Below are 20,478 nucleotides of genomic sequence, written 5' to 3'. Positions count from 1 at the left end.
CGCTGTCCCCACGCTGGTAACTTCGGCATCGCGCCCGGCGCACCACGCCGGCCGTCGCACCCGTCGCACCCGACGCACCGACGCACCCGGCCCCGGCCGGGCGGAACGGAGATCACACCACCCCATGCCTGCAGACCGCACCGAACAGACCCGCTACTCGTTCGTCGTCGCCTCCAACCGACTCCCGGTGGACCGCGTCGTCGACCAGGACGGCAACGAGGGCTGGCGGCACTCGCCGGGCGGCCTCGTCACCGCCCTCGAACCCGTGATGCGCGCGAACGACGGCGCCTGGGTCGGCTGGGTGGGGCAGGCCGAGGTCGAGGTCGCGCCGTTCGACAACGAGGGCATCCACATCGTCCCCGTCCCGCTCTCCGACGACGACGTCGAGGAGTACTACGAGGGCTTCAGCAACGACACGCTCTGGCCGCTGTACCACGACGTCATCGAGCACCCGAGCTACCACCGCGACTGGTGGAACGCGTACAAGCGGGTGAACGAGCGCTTCGCCACGCAGATCGCCGAGATCGTCGAGCAGGACGGCATCGTCTGGGTGCAGGACTACCAGCTGCAGCTCGTGCCGGCCCTGCTCCGTGCGAAGCGTCCCGACCTGACCATCGGCTTCTTCAACCACATCCCGTTCCCGCCGGTCGGCATCTACGCGCAGCTGCCGTGGCGGGCGCAGATCCTCGACGGGCTGCTCGGCGCCGACGTCATCGGCTTCCAGCGCCACGACGACGCCAGCGACTTCCTGCGTGCGGTGCGGCACATCAAGGGCTACACGACCAAGGGCACCACGATCGACGTCCCGGTGGACGACCCGGCAGCCCCGCGCAGCCGCAAGGGCATCACGGTCCGCCACGTCGAGGCCCGGCACTTCCCGATCTCCATCGACGCCGAGAGCTTCGAGGCGATCGCCCGGAAGCCCGAGGTGCAGGAGCGTGCGCGCGAGATCCGCGAGAGCCTGGGCAACCCGAAGACGGTGCTGCTCGGTGTCGACCGGCTCGACTACACCAAGGGCATCCGCCACCGCATCAAGGCCTTCGGCGAGCTGGTGGAGGACGGCCGCATCGCGGTCGAGGACGCCACCCTCATCCAGGTCGCGAGCCCGAGTCGCGAGCGTGTCGACTCGTACGCGGCGCTCCGCGACGAGATCGAGCTGAGCGTCGGCCGCATCAACGGCGACCTCGGCGTCATCGGCCACCAGCCGATCTCGTACCTGCACCACGGCTACCCGCGCGAGGAGATGGTGGCGCTGTACCTGGCCGCCGACATCATGCTCGTCACCGCACTGCGCGACGGCATGAACCTCGTCGCGAAGGAGTACGTCGCCGCCCGCTTCGACAACGACGGGGTGCTCATCCTGTCCGAGTTCGCGGGTGCCGCCGACGAGCTCAAGCAGGCCGTGATCGTGAACCCGCACGACATCGGGGCGCTCAAGGACTCGATCGAGCGTGCCATCCAGATGCCGCGTCGCGAGCGGTCGACGCGCATGCGCGCGCTCCGCAAGCGCGTCCGCGACAACGACGTGGCGCGCTGGTCGCGCTCGTTCCTCGAGGCGCTCGACCGGCACGCGCCGCGGAACGCCCAGATCGACCCGTCCGCCGCCGACCCGCGCGAGCAGCACCGTGAGGCACAGACCGACAACATGTCGATCTTCGACCAGGACGCCCAGTCCGCCAGGGCTGCCGAGGACACCCGGGAGGCACGTGATGACTGAGACCACCACCGACCAGACCGCCATCGACGCGGCCCTCGAGACGCTCGCGGCTGCGCCGCGACTGATCGTCGCCCTCGACTTCGACGGCACGCTGGCCCCGTTCGCCGACGACCCCTCGCAGGTCGGCGCGCTGCCCGGCTCGTGGGCCGCGGTCCTGACCCTGCACCGTGCGAAGGACACCGAGGTGGTGCTCGTGTCCGGGCGTCCGCTCGGCAGCCTGGCCGCGGTGACCCATGCACCCGAGGACATGGCGCTCGTCGGCTCGCACGGTGTCGAGTGGCGCGTGGACGGCCACGACGAGGCCGCGCTGTCCGATGACGAGGTCGGTCGTGTGGCACGGATCGGCGCCGCGCTCGACGCGGTCGGCGAACGGTTCCCGGGCGTCGTCATCGAGCACAAGCCCGCCGGGCACGGGCTGCACACGCGCCGCGTGTCCGCCGAGGTCGCTGCCGAGGCGAACGCGGCGGCGAGCCGTGCGGCGCACGAGGCCGACCCCGAGGTGCTCGAGCGCGGTGGCAAGGACATCGTCGAGTTCGCGGTGCGCCACGTCACGAAGGGCGACGCGATCGCCCGGCTCCGCGAGTTGCACGGCGCCGACGCGGTGTTCTTCGCCGGCGACGACGTCACCGACGAGGACGCCTTCCGCGTGCTCGGCGACGGCGACGTCGGGGTGAAGGTCGGGCCGGGCCAGACCCGGGCCGGGTACCGCATCGCCGACCCGGCGGCCCTGACCGGGGTCCTCAAGCAGCTGGCGAGGCTCCGCGCCACCCGCTGATCGCGGTCCCGGAGCATGAGAATGCACGGGGGTGCACGGCTGGTATCCCAAAGCGTCCTAGACTCATCCCATGCCTGATATCGACGTCAAGCCGCGCAGCCGGGTCGTCACCGACGGGATCGAAGCAACCACCTCGCGTGGCATGCTGCGGGCCGTCGGTATGGGAGACGAGGACTGGAGCAAGCCGCAGATCGGCATCGCGTCCTCGTGGAACGAGATCACGCCGTGCAACCTCTCGCTCGACCGCCTCGCACAGGGTGCGAAGGAGGGCGTGCACTCCGGTGGCGGCTACCCGCTCCAGTTCGGCACCATCTCCGTCTCGGACGGCATCTCGATGGGCCACGAGGGCATGCACTTCTCCCTCGTCTCGCGTGAGGTCATCGCGGACAGCGTCGAGACCGTCGTCAACGCCGAACGCCTCGACGGCACCGTCCTGCTCGCCGGCTGCGACAAGTCGCTGCCCGGCATGCTGATGGCCGCGGCGCGCCTCGACCTGGCGAGCGTGTTCCTCTACGCCGGTTCGGTCATGCCGGGCTACGTGAAGCAGGCCGACGGCACGATGAAGGAAGTCACGATCATCGACTCCTTCGAGGGCGTCGGCGCCTGCAAGGCCGGCACCATGAGCGAGGAAGAGCTCAAGAAGATCGAGTGCGCCATCGTCCCCGGCGAGGGCGCCTGCGGTGGCATGTACACCGCGAACACGATGGCGAGTGTGGCCGAAGCCCTCGGCATGTCACTGCCGGGGTCCGCCGCCCCGCCGAGCGCCGACCGTCGCCGCGACTACTACGCGCACCGCTCCGGCGAGGCCGTGGTGAACATGCTCGAGCACGGCATCACCGCCCGCCAGATCCTCACCAAGGAAGCCTTCGAGAACGCGATCGCCGTCGCGATGGCCCTCGGCGGCTCCACCAACGTCATCCTGCACCTGCTCGCGATCGCCTACGAGGCCGAGGTCGAGCTGTCGCTGGACGACTTCAACCGCATCGGTTCCAAGGTCCCGCACCTGGCCGACATGAAGCCCTTCGGCAAGTACGTCATGGTCGACGTCGACCGCAACGGCGGCATCCCGGTGATCATGAAGGCGCTGCTCGACGCGGGCTTGCTGCACGGCGAGTGCATGACCGTGACGGGCAAGACCGTCGCCGAGAACCTGGCCGAGATCGACCCGCCGGCACTCGACGGCGAGGTCTTCCGCACGCTCGACAACCCGATCCACGAGACCGGTGGACTGACCGTCCTGCAGGGCTCCTTCGCCCCCGAGGGTGCCGTGGTGAAGACCGCGGGCTTCGACGCCTCCGTCTTCGAGGGCCCCGCCCGCGTGTTCGACCGCGAACGTGCGGCGATGGACGCCCTGACCGAGGGCACGATCCAGAAGGGCGACGTCGTCGTCATCCGCTACGAGGGCCCCAAGGGCGGCCCGGGCATGCGCGAGATGCTCGCCATCACCGCGGCCATCAAGGGCGCGGGCCTCGGCAAGGATGTACTACTCTTGACCGACGGTCGATTCTCAGGCGGCACAACCGGCCTGTGTATCGGCCACATCGCACCGGAAGCAGTGGACGCAGGTCCAGTCGCTTTCGTTCGTGATGGCGACCGCATCCGTGTCGACATCGCGGCTCGCTCGCTCGACCTACTGGTCGACCCGGCCGAGCTGGAGGCCCGCCGTGACGGCTGGGCCCCGCTGCCCCCGCGCTACACCCGCGGAGTCCTCGCGAAGTACGCCAAGCTCGTCAAGTCCGCCGCCCAGGGCGCGGTCACGGGCTAGCGTCCGACACCCGCACCACCGCCACCACTCAGGCAAGGACCACTCATGCCCACGGAAGCAACTCCGTTGTCCGCGGCCGCCGGTGCACGCCGGTCGCCGGAGATCCTGACCGGCTCGGGAGCCGTCCTCCGGACGCTCGAGCACCTCGGGATCACCGACGTCTTCGGCCTGCCGGGCGGCGCGATCATCCCGTTCTACGACGAGCTGATGGCGTCGACCACGATCCGCCACATCCTCGTCCGTCACGAGCAGGGCGCCGGCCACGCCGCCGAGGGCTACGCCTCGTCGTCCGGCAAGGTCGGCGTCGCCATCGCGACGTCCGGCCCCGGCGCGACGAACCTCGTCACGGCCATCGCCGACGCCTACATGGACTCGGTGCCGTTCATCGCGATCACCGGTCAGGTGTTCTCGACGCTGATGGGCACCGACGCGTTCCAGGAAGCCGACATCGTGGGCATCACGATGCCCATCACGAAGCACTCGTTCCTGGTGACCGACCCGGCCGACGTGCCGGCGACCCTCGCCGCGGCGCACCTCATCGCGACGACCGGTCGGCCCGGTCCCGTGCTGGTGGACATCACGAAGGACGCCCAGCAGAAGTCGGCGCCGTACGTGTGGCCGCCCAAGATCGACCTGCCAGGCTACCGGCCGGTGACCAAGGCCCACGGCAAGCAGATCACCGCGGCCGCGCAGCTGCTGTCCGAGTCGAAGCGCCCGGTGCTCTACGTCGGCGGCGGGGTCATCCGCTCCCGCGCGACCGCCGAGCTGCTCCGCTTCGCCGAGGCGACCGGTGCGCCGGTCGTCACGACCCTGATGGCGCGCGGCGCGTTCCCGGACTCGCACCCGCAGCACCTCGGCATGCCCGGCATGCACGGCACGGTGCCCGCGGTGCTCGGCCTGCAGGACAGCGACCTCATCGTCGCTCTCGGTGCCCGCTTCGACGACCGCGTGACCGGCAAGGCCGACGAGTTCGCGCCGGACGCCAAGGTCGTGCACGTGGACATCGACCCGGCCGAGATCTCGAAGATCCGCTTCGCCGACGTCCCGATCGTCGGTGACGCCCGCGAGGTCCTGGTCGACCTGCTCGACGCCTGGGGCGGCATCGCCGTCGAGGACCGCGCGTCGACCGACGAGTGGTGGGCGAAGCTCCACCAGCTCAAGACCGACTTCCCGCTCGGGTACGCCGAGCCGACCGACGGACTCCTCGCGCCGCAGGGCATCATCAAGCGCATCGGTGAGCTCTCCGGTCCCGAGGCCGTCTACGCCTCCGGTGTCGGCCAGCACCAGATGTGGTCCGCGCAGTTCATCAAGTACGAGCGGCCCAACGCCTGGCTCAACTCCGGTGGCGCCGGCACCATGGGCTACTCGGTCCCCGCGGCGATGGGAGCGAAGGTCGCCCAGCCGGACCGCGTGGTCTGGGCGATCGACGGCGACGGCTGCTTCCAGATGACCAACCAGGAGCTCGCGACCTGCGTCATCAACGACATCCCGATCAAGGTCGCGATCATCAACAACTCGTCGCTCGGCATGGTCCGGCAGTGGCAGACCCTGTTCTACGACGGCCGGCACTCCTTCACCGACCTCGAGACGGGGCACGCCTCGCGCCGCGTCCCGGACTTCGTGAAGCTGGCCGACGCCTACGGTGCCCTCGGCATCCGCGTCGAGAAGGCCGACGAGGTCGACGCCGCGATCGAGCTCGCCCTGGCGACCAACGACCGCCCGGTGGTGATCGACTTCGTCGTGAGCCGTGACTCGATGGTCTGGCCGATGGTCCCGCAGGGCGTCAGCAACTCCTCCATCGAGTACGCCCAGGCACTCGCGCCCACCTGGGACGACGAGGACGCCGACATGACGGGAGAAACCGCATGAGCCACGTCCTCTCCCTCCTCGTGGAGGACAAGCCCGGTCTGCTGACCCGTGTCGCCGGACTCTTCGCCCGGCGCGGGTTCAACATCGAGTCGCTCGCCGTCGGCAACACCGAGGTGGACGGCCTCAGCCGGATCACGGTCGTCGTCGACGTCGAGGACCTCCCGCTGGAACAGGTGACGAAGCAGCTCAACAAGCTGGTGAACGTCATCAAGATCGTCGAACTGGACTTCTCGCAGTCGGTCCAGCGCGAGCACATGCTCGTGAAGGTGCGCGTCGACAACCAGACGCGCTCGGCGGTGCTCGAAGCAGTGAACCTGTTCCGTGCCCAGGTCGTCGACGTGGCGACCGACTCCCTGATCGTCGAGGTGACCGGCGACCCCGGCAAGATCCAGGCGATCCTCCGCGTGCTCGAGCCCTACGGCGTCAAGGAGCTCGCCCGCGCGGGCCTCCTCGGCATGGGCCGCGGACCGAAGAGCATCACCGACCGGGTGCGCTGAGCGCCCGTCACACCCTTCCCGGGCGCCGATGGTGCCCGGCACAGACCACAGAACCAAGGAGACACACCCTCGTGACTGACATCGTGTACGACGCCGACGCCGACCTGACGCTCATCCAGGGCAAGAAGGTCGCCGTCATCGGCTACGGCTCGCAGGGCCACGCCCACGCCCTCAACCTCCGTGACTCGGGTGTCGAGGTGAAGATCGGCCTGCAGGAGGGCTCGAAGAGCCGGCAGAAGGCCGAAGAGGCGGGCTTCGAGGTCCACACCCCGGGCGACGCCACCGCCTGGGCCGACGTCGTCGTCATCCTCGCGCCGGACCAGGTCCAGCGCATCGTCTACGCCGAGGACATCCGCCCGAACCTCAAGCCGGGCGCGACGCTCGTCTTCGGCCACGGCTTCAACATCCGCTTCGGCTACATCGAGGCGCCCGAGGGCGTCGACGTGTCGCTCGTCGCGCCGAAGGGCCCGGGGCACACCGTCCGCCGCGAGTACGAGGCCGGCCGTGGCGTCCCCGTGATCGTCGCCGTCGAGGTCGACGCGTCCGGTTCCGCCTGGGACCTCGCGTGGTCGTACTCCAAGGCCATCGGTGGCCTCCGCTCCGGCGGCATCAAGACGACCTTCACCGAGGAGACCGAGACCGACCTGTTCGGCGAGCAGGCCGTCCTCTGCGGTGGCACCTCGCAGCTCATCCAGTACGGCTTCGAGACCCTGGTCGAGGCGGGCTACCAGCCGCAGATCGCCTACTTCGAGGTCCTGCACGAGCTCAAGCTCATCGTCGACCTCATCTGGGAGGGCGGCCTCACCAAGCAGCGCTGGTCGATCTCCGACACCGCCGAGTTCGGTGACTACGTCTCCGGCCCGCGCGTGATCTCGCCGGACGTCAAGGAGAACATGAAGGCGGTGCTCGCGGACATCCAGAACGGTGCCTTCGCGAAGCGCTTTATCGAGGACCAGGACGCCGGCGCTCCGGAGTTCAAGGCGCTCCGTGCCAAGGGCGAGGGCCACCCGATCGAGGCCACCGGCCGTGAGCTCCGCGCGCTCTTCGCGTGGAAGCAGAACGACGGCGACTACGTGGACGGCTCGGCCGCACGGTAGTCTTCCGAGAACCACTCGACGTCGAGGCGGCGGTGCACCTGCACCGCCGCCTCGCGATGTGACCCGAACGTTATGCAGCAGCTCTTCTCCAGCCCCGACGCCGCGGACCGGCGTCCCTCCGCCGTGCGCGCGGACGATTCCCGACACCCGTCGGCCCTGCTGCGCACCCGCGGTCAGGACCGCCCCGACCAGCATGGGATGATCGTTCGATGGCGGTGACGAAGCGAGCGGTCCACATCGGCGCCGGCAAGATCGGGCGTGGGTTCGTGGGCCAGTTCCTCGTGGCGAGCGGCTACGAGCTCACCTTCGTCGACGTCGACGAACGCGTGGTTTCGGCCCTCAACGAAGCCGGCCGGTTCGTGGTGCACGAGGTCGGCGAGATGCCGGTCGAGCACCTCGTCTACGGGTTCCGTGCGCTCAGCAGCAAGACCGACCGCGAGCGTGTGGTGCAGGCCATCGCCGAGGCCGACGTGGTGACCACCGCCGTGGGCGCACGCACGCTCCCGCTCGTCGCGCCGCTCATCGCCGAAGGGCTCGCGGCACGCCCGCTCGAGCGCGGTGACGTCACGATCGTGGCCTGCGAGAACGCGTTCAACGCGACCGACTCCCTGCACGCCAGCATCCGCCGCGCCCCCATCCTCGAAGACCGCGACATCGCCGCCGTCTTCGCGAACTGCGCGATCGACCGCATCGTCCCGGACCAGTCCGGTGTGCTCGGGCAGTCCGGCGGCCTCGACGTCGTGCTCGAACCGTTCTACGAGTGGGTCATCGAGCGCACCCCGTTCCTCGGCTCCGACGCCGAACCGCCGACGATCGAGGGCGTCACCTGGGTCGACGACCTGCAGCCATTCGTCGAGCGGAAGCTCTACACGGTCAACACGGCGCACGCCACCGCCGCCTACCACGGCTACGTGCGGGGCATCCGGCTCATCCGCGAAGCCCTCGAGGACGACGCCGTCCGCGCCGAGGTCGACGGGGTGCTCGCCGAGACCACCGCACTGCTGATCGCGAAGCACGGCTTCGACCCCGAGGACCACGCGCGCTACGTCGCCGCGAACCTCTCCCGCATCGCGAACCCGCACCTGCCGGACTCCACGGCACGCGTCGGCCGCAACCCGCTCCGCAAGCTCGGCCGTCGTGAACGCTTCGTCGGCCCGGCGTCGCAGCTCGCCGAGCGCGGCCTGCCCGTCGAACACCTGCTCGGCGCAGTCCGCGCGGCGCTCGCGTTCGACGACGAGAACGACCCGGAGTCGATCGAGCTGCACGCACTCCTGCGCTCCGGGGCGACCGCGCACGCGCTCACCGAGATCCTCACGGGCCTGATGGAGAGCCACCCGCTCTTCCCTGCCGTCCGCGACGTCGTCGCCGAGGTCCTCGCGACGCAGCCGGCCGACGTCTGACGTAGACCTCCCGGCCGTCGCTGGTCTCCCCGGGGTCGTGTCCCTCGTAGAATCGGGGCATGACCACGGCAGCATCCCCACCAGACGGGTCGATCGACCCGGACGTGCCGAACGCCGTCGACACCGACGACGCCGCCCTCAGCTGGGGTGACGCGGACGACGCCACCCACGTCGACGCGGCGCACAACCCGGTGGCGGTGCGTGACCGCGGAGCCCGTGACCCCGAAGCACCCGAGACCTCCGGCGCGCTCGTCGGGTTCGGCGTCTTCGGTGGCCTCTACCTGCTCTACACGGTGGCCTGGCTCCTCACCGCGTCGACCGCGTACGTCTCCGGCGTCGACACCGTCCTCACGCTCTTCGTCGAGGTGCTCCGCTTCCTCGCGATCCTCGCGCCGGCACTCTGGTTCACGGTGGTGCTCTGGGCAGCGCGCAGCAGCCGCACGCGGACCCGCCTGCTCTGGATGCTCCTCGGCGCCGTCGTGCTCTTCCCCTGGCCGTTCCTCCTGACGCGGAGCTTCGGGTGACCGGGGCAGTGCCGGCGGCGACCCGCCGGAACAGTGCCCCCGTGGTCGCGAAGATCGTGGTCTGGGTCGTGTTCGCGGCGCTGTTCGCGTACATGACGGTGCAGGCCGTCGGCAACCTGACGCAGATCAACCAGCGGGTGGACGCCTTCAACGCGTTCCTCCAGACGACCTCGGGTGGCGACTCGCTGCAGACCAGCACCCCGTGGCTGTGGCTCGTGCTCGACATCCTCATCGCGCCGGTCGCGTTCGTCGCGGCGATCGTCATCACCCGGCGCGCGAGCCTGCCCGTCACGATCGCGGTGTTCGTGGTCGCGTTCGCCGGTGCCGGCGCCCTCTGGCTCGACCTCCAGCTGTTCGTCCCGACGCTGCTGGACTTCTGACGCGCCCCGCCCACGGCCAGGAGGCACGGTGCGGCCCCGCCCCGCGCCTCCCGGCCGTCGTGTGGTTCTCCACAGGACCGCTCCCGCGGTCGTCACCACCGGCTCGCGTCGATAGCATGGTGGGATACCAACCGTCTCGAGTGAGGAAACAGCTGCTGTGTCGAAGCCGGTCGTCCTGATCGCCGAAGAACTCTCGCCCGCAACGGTCGACGCCCTCGGGCCCGACTTCGAGATCCGGAACGTGGACGGCACCGACCGTCCGGCGCTCCTGGCGGCGCTGTCCGACGCGCACGCCGTCCTCGTGCGGTCCGCCACCAAGATCGACGCCGAGGCGATCGCCGCGGCACCGAGCCTCAAGGTCGTCGCCCGTGCCGGCGTCGGCCTCGACAACGTCGACATCAAGGCGGCGACGACCGCCGGCGTGATGGTGGTGAACGCCCCGACCTCGAACATCATCTCGGCGGCGGAGCTCACGGTCGGGCACATCCTGTCGCTCGCGCGGCACATCCCGGCCGCCCACGCCTCGCTGGCCGCCGGTGCGTGGAAGCGCTCGTCGTACACCGGTGTCGAGCTCTACGAGAAGACCGTCGGCATCATCGGCCTTGGCCGCATCGGCGCGCTCATCACCCAGCGGCTGCAGGCCTTCGGCGTGACGGTCATCGCGTACGACCCGTACGTCACCACGGCACGTGCGCAGCAGCTCGGGGTCGAGCTCGTCTCCCTCGACGACCTGCTGCGCCGGGCCGACTTCACCACGATCCACATGCCGAGGACGCCGGAGACCCTCGGCATGATCTCGGACGCCCAGTTCGCCCTGATGAAGCCGACCGCGTTCGTCGTGAACGTGGCCCGCGGCGGCCTGATCGACGAGGACGCCCTGCACCGTGCACTCACGGCGAACACCATCGCCGGCGCCGGCCTCGACGTCTTCGTCGCCGAGCCCCCGAAGGACTCGCCGCTCCTGGCGCTCCCGAACGTCGTCGTGACGCCGCACCTCGGTGCCTCCACCGACGAAGCGCAGGAGAAGGCAGGCGTCTCGGTCGCCAAGTCGGTCCGTCTCGCCCTCGGCGGCGAGCTCGTGCCCGACGCGGTCAACGTCGCCGGAGGGGTCATCGACCCGTACGTGCGCCCCGGCATCCCGCTCGTCGAGAAGCTCGGCCAGGTCTTCACCGCCCTGGCGACCTCGCCGGTGACGAGCATCGACGTCGAGGTGCACGGCGAGCTCGCCGAGTACGACGTCAGCGTGCTGAAGCTCGCGGCGCTCAAGGGTGTCTTCACCGACGTCGTGAGCGACCAGGTCTCGTACGTCAACGCCCCGCTCATCGCCGAGCAGCGCGGGGTCACCGTCCGCCTCATCACCGAGACCGACAGCCCCGAGTACCGCAACGTGCTGACGATCCGCGGCGCCCAGTCCGACGGCCCGGCGATCAGCGTGTCCGGCACGCTCACCGGCCCGAAGCAGGTCGAGAAGCTCGTCGAGATCAACGGGCACGACGTCGAGGTGCCGCTCGACCGCCACCACGTCGTGATGGAGTACACCGACCGACCGGGCATCGTCGCGGTCTACGGCAAGGAGTTCGGCCAGGCCGGCATCAACATCGCCGCGATGCAGATCTCGCGCGAAGCCGCCGGTGGCCAGGCGCTGAGCGTCCTGACGGTCGACTCGCCCGTGCCGGCCGAGATCCTCGAGCACGTCCGCTCGGCGATCGACGCGTCCTCGCTCCGCGAGATCGACATCACGCTCTAGGGGAGTGGCGGACATGAGCAGCGCGCAGACGATCCGACTCGCGGTCATCCGTGGTGACGGCATCGGCCCCGAGGTCGTCGACGAGGCCCTGAAGGTCCTGCACGCGGTCCTGCCGGACGACCTCGTGGTGCAGGAGACCCCGTTCTCCCTCGGCGCCGCACGGTACCTGGAGACCGGCGACATCCTGACCGACGACGACATGGCAGCGATCGCGCAGCACGACGCGATCCTGCTCGGAGCGGTCGGCGGTGACCCTCGTGACCCGCGGCTCGCCGGGGGCATCATCGAGCGCGGGCTGCTCCTCAAGCTCCGCTTCGCGTTCGACCACTACGTGAACCTCCGGCCGACGATGGTGCACCCGGCCGTCCCGACGCCGCTCGCCGACCCCGGCGAGGTCGACTTCGTGGTCGTGCGCGAAGGCACCGAAGGGCCCTACGTCGGCAACGGCGGTGCCATCCGGACCGGTACCCCGCACGAGATCGCGACCGAGGTCTCGTTGAACACCGCCTTCGGTGTCGAGCGGGTCGTGCGGTACGCCTTCGCGCTGGCGGACCGACGCCCGCGTCGCCACCTGACCCTCGTGCACAAGAGCAACGTCCTGGTGCACGCCGGAGCCCTCTGGCAGCGCACCGTCGCGGCAGTCGGCGCCGAGTACCCGGACGTCACGGTCGACTACCAGCACGTGGACGCGGTCACCATCCACATGGTGCGCGACCCCGCACGGTTCGACGTCATCGTCACCGACAACCTGTTCGGCGACATCATCACCGACCTGGCCGGCGCGATCAGCGGCGGCATCGGTCTGGCGGCCTCGGGCAACATCAACCCGGACGGCACCTTCCCCAGCATGTTCGAGCCGGTCCACGGTTCCGCGCCGGACATCGCAGGTCAGCAGCTGGCCGACCCCACCGCCGCGATCCGTTCCGTCGCCCTGTTGCTCGACCACATCGGTCGCGGTGACCTGGCGGCCGCGGTGACGGCTGCGGTGGAGTCCGACCTCGCCGACCGGGGCACCACGCCGCGTCGCACGGCCGAGATCGGCGACGCGATCGCCGCCGCGGCCACGGCACGCACCACCACCGCCTGAGAAGGAGTCCTCCCCATGAGCAACGACACCGCCTTCGGACTCGAGTTCGCCAGCACCCCGTCCGCCGACCGCCGCGCGGCCGCCGAGCGTGAGCAGATCCTCGCCGACCCGGGCTTCGGCAAGCACTTCACCGACCACATGGCGACGGTCGAGTGGACGCTCGACGACGGCTGGCACAGCGCGTCGATCCACCCGTACGGGCCGCTGTCCCTCGACCCCAGCGCGAGTGTCCTGCACTACGCCCAGGAGATCTTCGAGGGGCTCAAGGCCTACCGGCACGCGGACGGCTCGGTGTGGTCGTTCCGACCGGACGCCAACGCCCGACGGTTCCAGCGGTCCGCCCGACGGCTCGCGCTCCCGGAGCTCCCGGTCGAGGCGTTCGTCGAGTCGATCCGGCAGTTGGTGCAGACCGACGTCGACTGGGTGCCCTCGGCGCCCGAGACCAGCCTGTACCTGCGGCCGTTCATGATCGCGACGGAATCGTTCCTCGGGGTCCGGGCGGCACAGGCCGTCGCGTACCACTGCATCGCGAGCCCGGCCGGTGCGTACTTCACCTCGGGCCCGAAGCCGGTGTCGATCTGGCTGTCGACGCAGTACGCCCGTGCCGGCAAGGGCGGGACCGGTGCGGCGAAGACCGGCGGCAACTACGCCTCGTCGCTGCTGCCCCAGCAAGAGGCCTACGAGCACGGCTGCCAGCAGGTGATGTTCCTCGACTCGGTGGAGGGCAAGTACCTCGAAGAGCTCGGCGGGATGAACGTCGTCCTGGTCAAGTCCGACGGCACCCTCGTCACGCCCGACTCCGACTCGATCCTCGAGGGGATCACGCGTGACTCGATCCTGCAGCTGGCCGAGGACCGCGGCCTGACCGTCGAGAAGCGCCGGGTGACCCTCGACGAGTGGCGCGACGGCGTCGCCGACGGCTCGATCACCGAGGCCTTCGCGTGCGGCACCGCCGCCGTGGTCACCCCGATCGCCGAACTCCGGGGCGACGGCTTCACGATCGGTTCGCCGACCGTCGGGGCGGGGGAGCTCACGATGTCCCTGCGCGACGAGCTCACCGACATCCAGTACGGCCGTCGTCCCGACCCGCACGGGTGGATGACCAAGCTGACCGACGCGTCCTGATCGACCGGCGGGCGTGGGTAGGGTCGAACGGTGAAGATCGCACGGTTCAGCAGCAAGGGTGAAGACCCCCGGTACGGCATCCTCGACGAGCGCGCTCTGGTGGTGCTCGCGGGAGACCCGATGTACCAGGGGTTCGAGACCACGGGGGAGCGCGTGGCACTCGCCGACGCCAAGCTCCTCGCCCCCGTCATCCCGCGCTCGAAGGTCATCGGCGTCGGGCTCAACTACTCGGAGCACGCCTCGGAGATGGACGAGCGCGCCGGCGACGACCCGGTGGTGTTCCTCAAGCCGAACACCTCGGTGATCGGTCCGGACGAGCCGATCCGGCTCCCGGTCGACGTCGGACGTGTCGACCACGAGGGCGAACTCGCCATCGTGATCGGCTCGCTCGCGAAGAACGTCCGGCGCGAGGACTTCGCGAGCGTCATCCTCGGCTACACGATCGCCAACGACGTGACCGCCCGTGACCTGCAGGCGCGCGACGGCCAGTGGACCCGGGCGAAGGGGTTCGACACGTTCTGCCCGCTCGGCCCCGTGATCGAGACCGAGATCGACCCGTCGGACATCCGCATCGAGACGCGCGTCGACGGTGACCTCCGGCAGGCGGCCTCGACGAACGAGATGGTGCACGACATCCCGTCGCTCGTCGAGTTCGTGTCCTCGATCTGGACGCTCCTGCCCGGCGACGTCATCCTGACCGGGACCCCGGCCGGTGTCGGACAGATCCGCGACGGCGAGATCGTCGAGGTCACCATCTCGGGCATCGGTTCGCTCAAGAACCCCGTCATCGCCCGGCACTGACAGCGCTGCCGAACGGCCCGTTCCCCCAGGTGGGGAGCGGGCCGTTCGTCGTTCTCGGGGGAGTGCTCAGCATGGGCCCAGTGGGCGACACGCCCGGGATGTGGCCCGGCTTGGCGCTGCCGTTCACCTCTGCGTAAAGTAATCACTCGTTGCCGCTGAGGCGGAGAACGGAACGGCCGAGACGATCACCGGGTTGAAAACCTGGAGATGCAGTCCGGACGGGGTCCCGCTCAGGCAACCAACTCCTCGGAACCACGACCTTTGGTTGTGCGCCCAGGATGTTGTACAAGACGAATGCCTCTCTGGCGGAACCTTTTGTGGGTCGAGCGGGGAGTGCGTCTGGTCCTTGAGAACTCAACAGCGTGCACATTGTCAATGCCAATTTATTGATTGACCTCGTGCCTGGTCGGCTTGCTGACCGGGTCATGAAGCAATTCCTTTTGGATTGAAGATTGTCAGTAGACAGTCAACAGTCAGAATCAACTCGGTCTGATGCCTTCGGGTGTTGGGTCTGTATTTTTTTACGGAGAGTTTGATCCTGGCTCAGGACGAACGCTGGCGGCGTGCTTAACACATGCAAGTCGAACGATGATGCCCAGCTTGCTGGGTGGATTAGTGGCGAACGGGTGAGTAACACGTGAGTAACCTGCCCCTGACTCTGGGATAAGCGTTGGAAACGACGTCTAATACTGGATATGATCACTGGCCGCATGGTCTGGTGGTGGAAAGATTTTTTGGTTGGGGATGGACTCGCGGCCTATCAGCTTGTTGGTGAGGTAATGGCTCACCAAGGCGACGACGGGTAGCCGGCCTGAGAGGGTGACCGGCCACACTGGGACTGAGACACGGCCCAGACTCCTACGGGAGGCAGCAGTGGGGAATATTGCACAATGGGCGAAAGCCTGATGCAGCAACGCCGCGTGAGGGATGACGGCCTTCGGGTTGTAAACCTCTTTTAGTAGGGAAGAAGCGAAAGTGACGGTACCTGCAGAAAAAGCACCGGCTAACTACGTGCCAGCAGCCGCGGTAATACGTAGGGTGCAAGCGTTGTCCGGAATTATTGGGCGTAAAGAGCTCGTAGGCGGTTTGTCGCGTCTGCTGTGAAATCCCGAGGCTCAACCTCGGGCTTGCAGTGGGTACGGGCAGACTAGAGTGCGGTAGGGGAGATTGGAATTCCTGGTGTAGCGGTGGAATGCGCAGATATCAGGAGGAACACCGATGGCGAAGGCAGATCTCTGGGCCGTAACTGACGCTGAGGAGCGAAAGCATGGGGAGCGAACAGGATTAGATACCCTGGTAGTCCATGCCGTAAACGTTGGGCGCTAGATGTAGGGACCTTTCCACGGTTTCTGTGTCGTAGCTAACGCATTAAGCGCCCCGCCTGGGGAGTACGGCCGCAAGGCTAAAACTCAAAGGAATTGACGGGGGCCCGCACAAGCGGCGGAGCATGCGGATTAATTCGATGCAACGCGAAGAACCTTACCAAGGCTTGACATACACCGGAAACGGCCAGAGATGGTCGCCCCCTTGTGGTCGGTGTACAGGTGGTGCATGGTTGTCGTCAGCTCGTGTCGTGAGATGTTGGGTTAAGTCCCGCAACGAGCGCAACCCTCGTTCTATGTTGCCAGCGGGTTATGCCGGGGACTCATAGGAGACTGCCGGGGTCAACTCGGAGGAAGGTGGGGATGACGTCAAATCATCATGCCCCTTATGTCTTGGGCTTCACGCATGCTACAATGGCCGGTACAAAGGGCTGCGATACCGTAAGGTGGAGCGAATCCCAAAAAGCCGGTCTCAGTTCGGATTGAGGTCTGCAACTCGACCTCATGAAGTCGGAGTCGCTAGTAATCGCAGATCAGCAACGCTGCGGTGAATACGTTCCCGGGCCTTGTACACACCGCCCGTCAAGTCATGAAAGTCGGTAACACCCGAAGCCGGTGGCCTAACCCTTGTGGAAGGAGCCGTCGAAGGTGGGATCGGTGATTAGGACTAAGTCGTAACAAGGTAGCCGTACCGGAAGGTGCGGCTGGATCACCTCCTTTCTAAGGAGCATCTGGCCTCGTGTTGTCCCTTATCGGGGCACGCATGGTCCAGGCGCCTGATTCGGACCGAACGTGTCCGACGGGTAGCTCATGGGTGGAACATTGACAGTGCAGTTGGGAGTGATGCTTCCGACCTCAGTACGCTCTGCTTGCAGGGTTGGGACGGGTCGGGGTGGAGCTGCTGGCTGGTGCACGTTGTTGGGTCCTGAGGGACCAGGCTTCCTGTCGTCACGTGAGTGGTGGTGGGGGTTGGGCCTACGGGTCCTTCGTCGGGCCAGGGTGAACCTACTGTTGTGGTGGGGGAGTGCTGGTGCCGATCGTATGTTGAGAACTACACAGTGGACGCGAGCATCTTTGATTCGCGTCATCCATGATCAGCCTTCGGGTTGTTGATTGGTGACGTTGGATCGCAATTTTAATCTTTGTGGTCAAGTTTCTAAGAGCAAACGGTGGATGCCTTGGCATCTGGAGCCGATGAAGGACGTAGAAATCTGCGATAAGCCTCGGGGAGCTGATAATCGAGCCTCGATCCGAGGATTTCCGAATGGGGAAACCCCGCCAGGCGTTTTGCGACCTGGTGACTCCCGCCTGAATATATAGGGCGGGTAGAGGGAACGTGGGGAAGTGAAACATCTCAGTACCCACAGGAAGAGAAAACAACATGTGATTCCGTGAGTAGTGGCGAGCGAAAGCGGATGAGGCTAAACCGATCATGTGTGATAGCCGGCGGGCGTTGCATGGTCGGGGTTGTGGGACACGTCACTCAGTTCTGCCGGACTGGGACGGTTACAGCGCATCATAGTCGAACCGGTTTGAAAGCCGGGCCGTAGTGGGTGCCAGCCCCGTAGACGAAATGGTGTTATGGCCGGATGTGTATCCCAAGTAGCACGGGGCCCGAGAAATCCCGTGTGAATCTGTCAGGACCACCTGATAAGCCTAAATACTCCCAGATGACCGATAGCGGACAAGTACCGTGAGGGAAAGGTGAAAAGTACCCCGGGAGGGGAGTGAAATAGTACCTGAAACCGTTTGCTTACAAACCGTCGGAGCCTCCTTAGTAGGGGTGACGGCGTGCCTTTTGAAGAATGAGCCTGCGAGTTAGTGATATGTGGCGAGGTTAACCCGTGAGGGGCAGCCGTAGCGAAAGCGAGTCTGAATAGGGCGTTTGAGTCGCATGTTCTAGACCCGAAGCGAAGTGATCTATCCATGGCCAGGTTGAAGCGACGGTAAGACGTCGTGGAGGACCGAACCCACTTCAGTTGAAAATGGAGGGGATGAGCTGTGGATAGGGGTGAAAGGCCAATCAAACTTCGTGATAGCTGGTTCTCTCCGAAATGCATTTAGGTGCAGCGTTGCGTGTTTCTCGCCGGAGGTAGAGCTACTGGATGGCCGATGGGCCTCAACAGGTTACTGACGTCAGCCAAACTCCGAATGCCGGTGAGTGAGAGCGCAGCAGTGAGACGGTGGGGGATAAGCTTCATCGTCGAGAGGGAAACAACCCAGACTACCAACTAAGGTCCCTAAGCGTGTGCTAAGTGGGAAAGGATGTGGAGTTGCACAGACAACCAGGAGGTTGGCTTAGAAGCAGCCACCCTTGAAAGAGTGCGTAATAGCTCACTGGTCAAGTGATTCCGCGCCGACAATGTAACGGGGCTCAAGCACACCACCGAAGTTGTAGATTTCGCACTATAGACAAGCCTTCGTGGTTCAGTCGTGCGGAGTGGTAGGAGAGCGTCGTGTGGCGAGTGAAGCGGCGGAGTGATCCAGCCGTGGACGCTACACGAGTGAGAATGCAGGCATGAGTAGCGAAAGACGGGTGAGAAACCCGTCCTCCGAAAGACCAAGGGTTCCAGGGCCAGGTTAATCCGCCCTGGGTAAGTCGGGACCTAAGGCGAGGCCGACAGGCGTAGTCGATGGACAACGGGTTGATATTCCCGTACCGGCGAACAACCGCCCAAGCTAATCCAGTGGTGCTAAGAGTCCTAACCCGGTACAACCGGATCCCTTCGGGGTGATGGTGGCCGGTCTAACGCTCGACCCCATGCTGGTGCGGTTAGCGTATGAACAGGTGTGACGCAGGAAGGTAGCTGAGCCAGGCGATGGTATCCGTAAGGTGAACCTGGTGTAAGGATGTAGGGCTGACGATAGGCAAATCCGTCGTCTGTGTGCCTGAGATCCGACGCGTACCCGTAAGGGGAAATCAGTGATCCTATGCTGCCGAGAAAAGCATCGACGCGAGGTTGCAGCCGCCCGTACCCGAAACCGACTCAGGTGGTCAGGTAGAGAATACCAAGGAGATCGAGAGAATCGTGGTTAAGGAACTCGGCAAAATGCCCCCGTAACTTCGGGAGAAGGGGGGCCGGACACGTGACCGGATTTACTCCGTGAGCGTTGAAGGCCGCAGAGACCAGTGGGAAGCGACTGTTTACTAAAAACACAGGTCCGTGCGAAGTCGCAAGACGATGTATACGGACTGACGCCTGCCCGGTGCTGGAAGGTTAAGAGGAAGGGTTAGCCTTTGGGCGAAGCTCTGAATTTAAGCCCCAGTAAACGGCGGTGGTAACTATAACCATCCTAAGGTAGCGAAATTCCTTGTCGGGTAAGTTCCGACCTGCACGAATGGCGTAACGACTTCCCAGCTGTCTCAACCGCGAACTCGGCGAAATTGCACTACGAGTAAAGATGCTCGTTACGCGCAGCAGGACGGAAAGACCCCGTGACCTTTACTACAGTTTGGTATTGGTGTTCGGAGTGGCTTGTGTAGGATAGGTGGGAGACTGTGAAGCGGGCACGCTAGTGTTCGTGGAGTCATTGTTGAAATACCACTCTGGTCACTTTGGATGTCTAACGTAGGACCCTGATCGGGTTCATGGACAGTGCCTGATGGGTAGTTTAACTGGGGCGGTTGCCTCCCAAAGAGTAACGGAGGCGCCCAAAGGTTCCCTCAACCTGGTTGGCAATCAGGTGGCGAGTGTAAGTGCACAAGGGAGCTTGACTGTGAGACTGACAGGTCGAGCAGGGACGAAAGTCGGGACTAGTGATCCGGCAGTGGCTTGTGGAAGCGCTGTCGCTCAACGGATAAAAGGTACCTCGGGGATAACAGGCTGATCTTGCCCAAGAGTCCATATCGACGGCATGGTTTGGCACCTCGATGTCGGCTCGTCGCATCCTGGGGCTGGAGTAGGTCCCAAGGGTTGGGCTGTTCGCCCATTAAAGCGGTACGCGAGCTGGGTTTAGAACGTCGTGAGACAGTTCGGTCCCTATCCGCTGCGCGCGTTGGAAATTTGAGAAGATCTATCCCTAGTACGAGAGGACCGGGATGGACGAACCTCTGGTGTGTCAGTTGTTCTGCCAAGGGCACCGCTGATTAGCTACGTTCGGACCGGATAACCGCTGAAAGCATCTAAGCGGGAAGCCGTCTTCGAGATGAGATTTCCATGCACCTTGAGTGTGAGAGGCTCCCAGCAGACTACTGGGTTGATAGGCCGGATGTGGAAGCGGGGACTAACGACCCGTGGAGCTGACCGGTACTAATAAGCCGAAGACTTGATAACACACTGATTTCCGTGCACTTGTTGCACGGGCTCGCGTCCACTTTGTGGTTCCCGACAGACGATCGGGAATCGAAACTGAATACACCGCTCTGCCCTCT

Annotated in this window: 13 protein-coding genes and 2 rRNA genes; all 15 read left to right on the top strand. The window is 66.1% G+C overall.

Annotated elements, in window-relative coordinates; translation table 11 throughout:
- Positions 1-124: 124 nt before the first annotated feature.
- The 15 genes from otsA (at position 125) to FFG40_RS14025 (ending at position 20,380) form a co-directional block, all read left to right on the top strand.
- Positions 125-1,717 carry an alpha,alpha-trehalose-phosphate synthase (UDP-forming) gene (gene otsA, locus FFG40_RS14095; protein ID WP_071246399.1) on the top strand — a complete coding sequence of 531 codons (1,593 nt, stop codon included), beginning with the start codon at positions 125-127 and terminating at the stop codon, positions 1,715-1,717.
- Complete coding sequence (gene otsB / locus FFG40_RS14090; protein ID WP_138803705.1) at positions 1,710-2,492, top strand: trehalose-phosphatase; 783 nt, start codon at positions 1,710-1,712, stop codon at positions 2,490-2,492. Before otsA ends, otsB begins: the two co-directional genes overlap by 8 nt.
- A gap of 70 nt (positions 2,493-2,562) precedes the next feature.
- Positions 2,563-4,257, top strand: a complete 1,695-nt coding sequence (ilvD, locus tag FFG40_RS14085) for a dihydroxy-acid dehydratase (RefSeq protein ID WP_138803704.1) — start codon at positions 2,563-2,565, stop codon at positions 4,255-4,257.
- A 45-nt stretch (positions 4,258-4,302) separates the two neighbouring features.
- A complete protein-coding gene (locus FFG40_RS14080; protein WP_027466529.1) occupies positions 4,303-6,126 on the top strand; it encodes an acetolactate synthase large subunit in 1,824 nt (607 codons plus the stop codon).
- Positions 6,123-6,623 (top strand): acetolactate synthase small subunit, encoded by a 501-nt coding sequence (gene ilvN / locus FFG40_RS14075; protein WP_017888842.1) that lies wholly within the window; start codon positions 6,123-6,125, stop codon positions 6,621-6,623. The genes FFG40_RS14080 and ilvN overlap by 4 nt, the downstream gene beginning before the upstream one ends.
- Before the next feature lie 71 nt (positions 6,624-6,694).
- Positions 6,695-7,720 carry a ketol-acid reductoisomerase gene (gene ilvC / locus FFG40_RS14070; protein ID WP_027466530.1) on the top strand — a complete coding sequence of 342 codons (1,026 nt, stop codon included), beginning with the start codon at positions 6,695-6,697 and terminating at the stop codon, positions 7,718-7,720.
- Between the two features lie 209 nt (positions 7,721-7,929).
- Positions 7,930-9,120, top strand: coding sequence for a mannitol-1-phosphate 5-dehydrogenase (locus FFG40_RS14065; RefSeq protein WP_111056057.1), 1,191 nt, complete (start codon positions 7,930-7,932; stop codon positions 9,118-9,120).
- A 59-nt stretch (positions 9,121-9,179) separates the two neighbouring features.
- Positions 9,180-9,644, top strand: a complete 465-nt coding sequence (locus FFG40_RS14060; RefSeq protein WP_027466533.1) for a hypothetical protein — start codon at positions 9,180-9,182, stop codon at positions 9,642-9,644.
- A 41-nt stretch (positions 9,645-9,685) separates the two neighbouring features.
- The gene (locus FFG40_RS14055) at positions 9,686-10,024 is read left to right on the top strand and encodes a hypothetical protein (RefSeq protein ID WP_027466534.1); all 339 of its coding nucleotides are present in this window, start codon (positions 9,686-9,688) and stop codon (positions 10,022-10,024) included.
- A 157-nt stretch (positions 10,025-10,181) separates the two neighbouring features.
- Complete coding sequence (gene serA / locus FFG40_RS14050; protein WP_027466535.1) at positions 10,182-11,771, top strand: phosphoglycerate dehydrogenase; 1,590 nt, start codon at positions 10,182-10,184, stop codon at positions 11,769-11,771.
- Between the two features lie 13 nt (positions 11,772-11,784).
- Positions 11,785-12,858: a 3-isopropylmalate dehydrogenase gene (locus FFG40_RS14045; protein ID WP_138803703.1), complete on the top strand. Its 1,074-nt coding sequence runs from the start codon at positions 11,785-11,787 to the stop codon at positions 12,856-12,858.
- 15 nt (positions 12,859-12,873) lie between these two features.
- Positions 12,874-13,983 carry a branched-chain amino acid aminotransferase gene (locus tag FFG40_RS14040; RefSeq protein WP_138803702.1) on the top strand — a complete coding sequence of 370 codons (1,110 nt, stop codon included), beginning with the start codon at positions 12,874-12,876 and terminating at the stop codon, positions 13,981-13,983.
- 30 nt (positions 13,984-14,013) lie between these two features.
- On the top strand, positions 14,014-14,784 hold the full coding sequence (locus FFG40_RS14035) for a fumarylacetoacetate hydrolase family protein (protein WP_138803701.1): 771 nt from the start codon (positions 14,014-14,016) through the stop codon (positions 14,782-14,784).
- Between the two features lie 520 nt (positions 14,785-15,304).
- Positions 15,305-16,826, top strand: a 16S ribosomal RNA gene (locus FFG40_RS14030).
- Positions 16,827-17,252: 426 nt separating this feature from the next.
- Positions 17,253-20,380: ribosomal RNA gene (locus tag FFG40_RS14025) — 23S ribosomal RNA — on the top strand.
- Together the 16S and 23S rRNA genes form the textbook arrangement of a ribosomal RNA operon.
- Positions 20,381-20,478: the final 98 nt, after the last annotated feature.

Origin of the sequence: Curtobacterium sp. KBS0715 (genome assembly GCF_005938005.2) — a bacterium.
In the GTDB taxonomy this organism is placed as follows: domain Bacteria; phylum Actinomycetota; class Actinomycetes; order Actinomycetales; family Microbacteriaceae; genus Curtobacterium; species Curtobacterium flaccumfaciens.
Note: the sequence above shows the minus strand (reverse complement) of the source record. Positions and strands in the feature narration are given on the sequence as shown.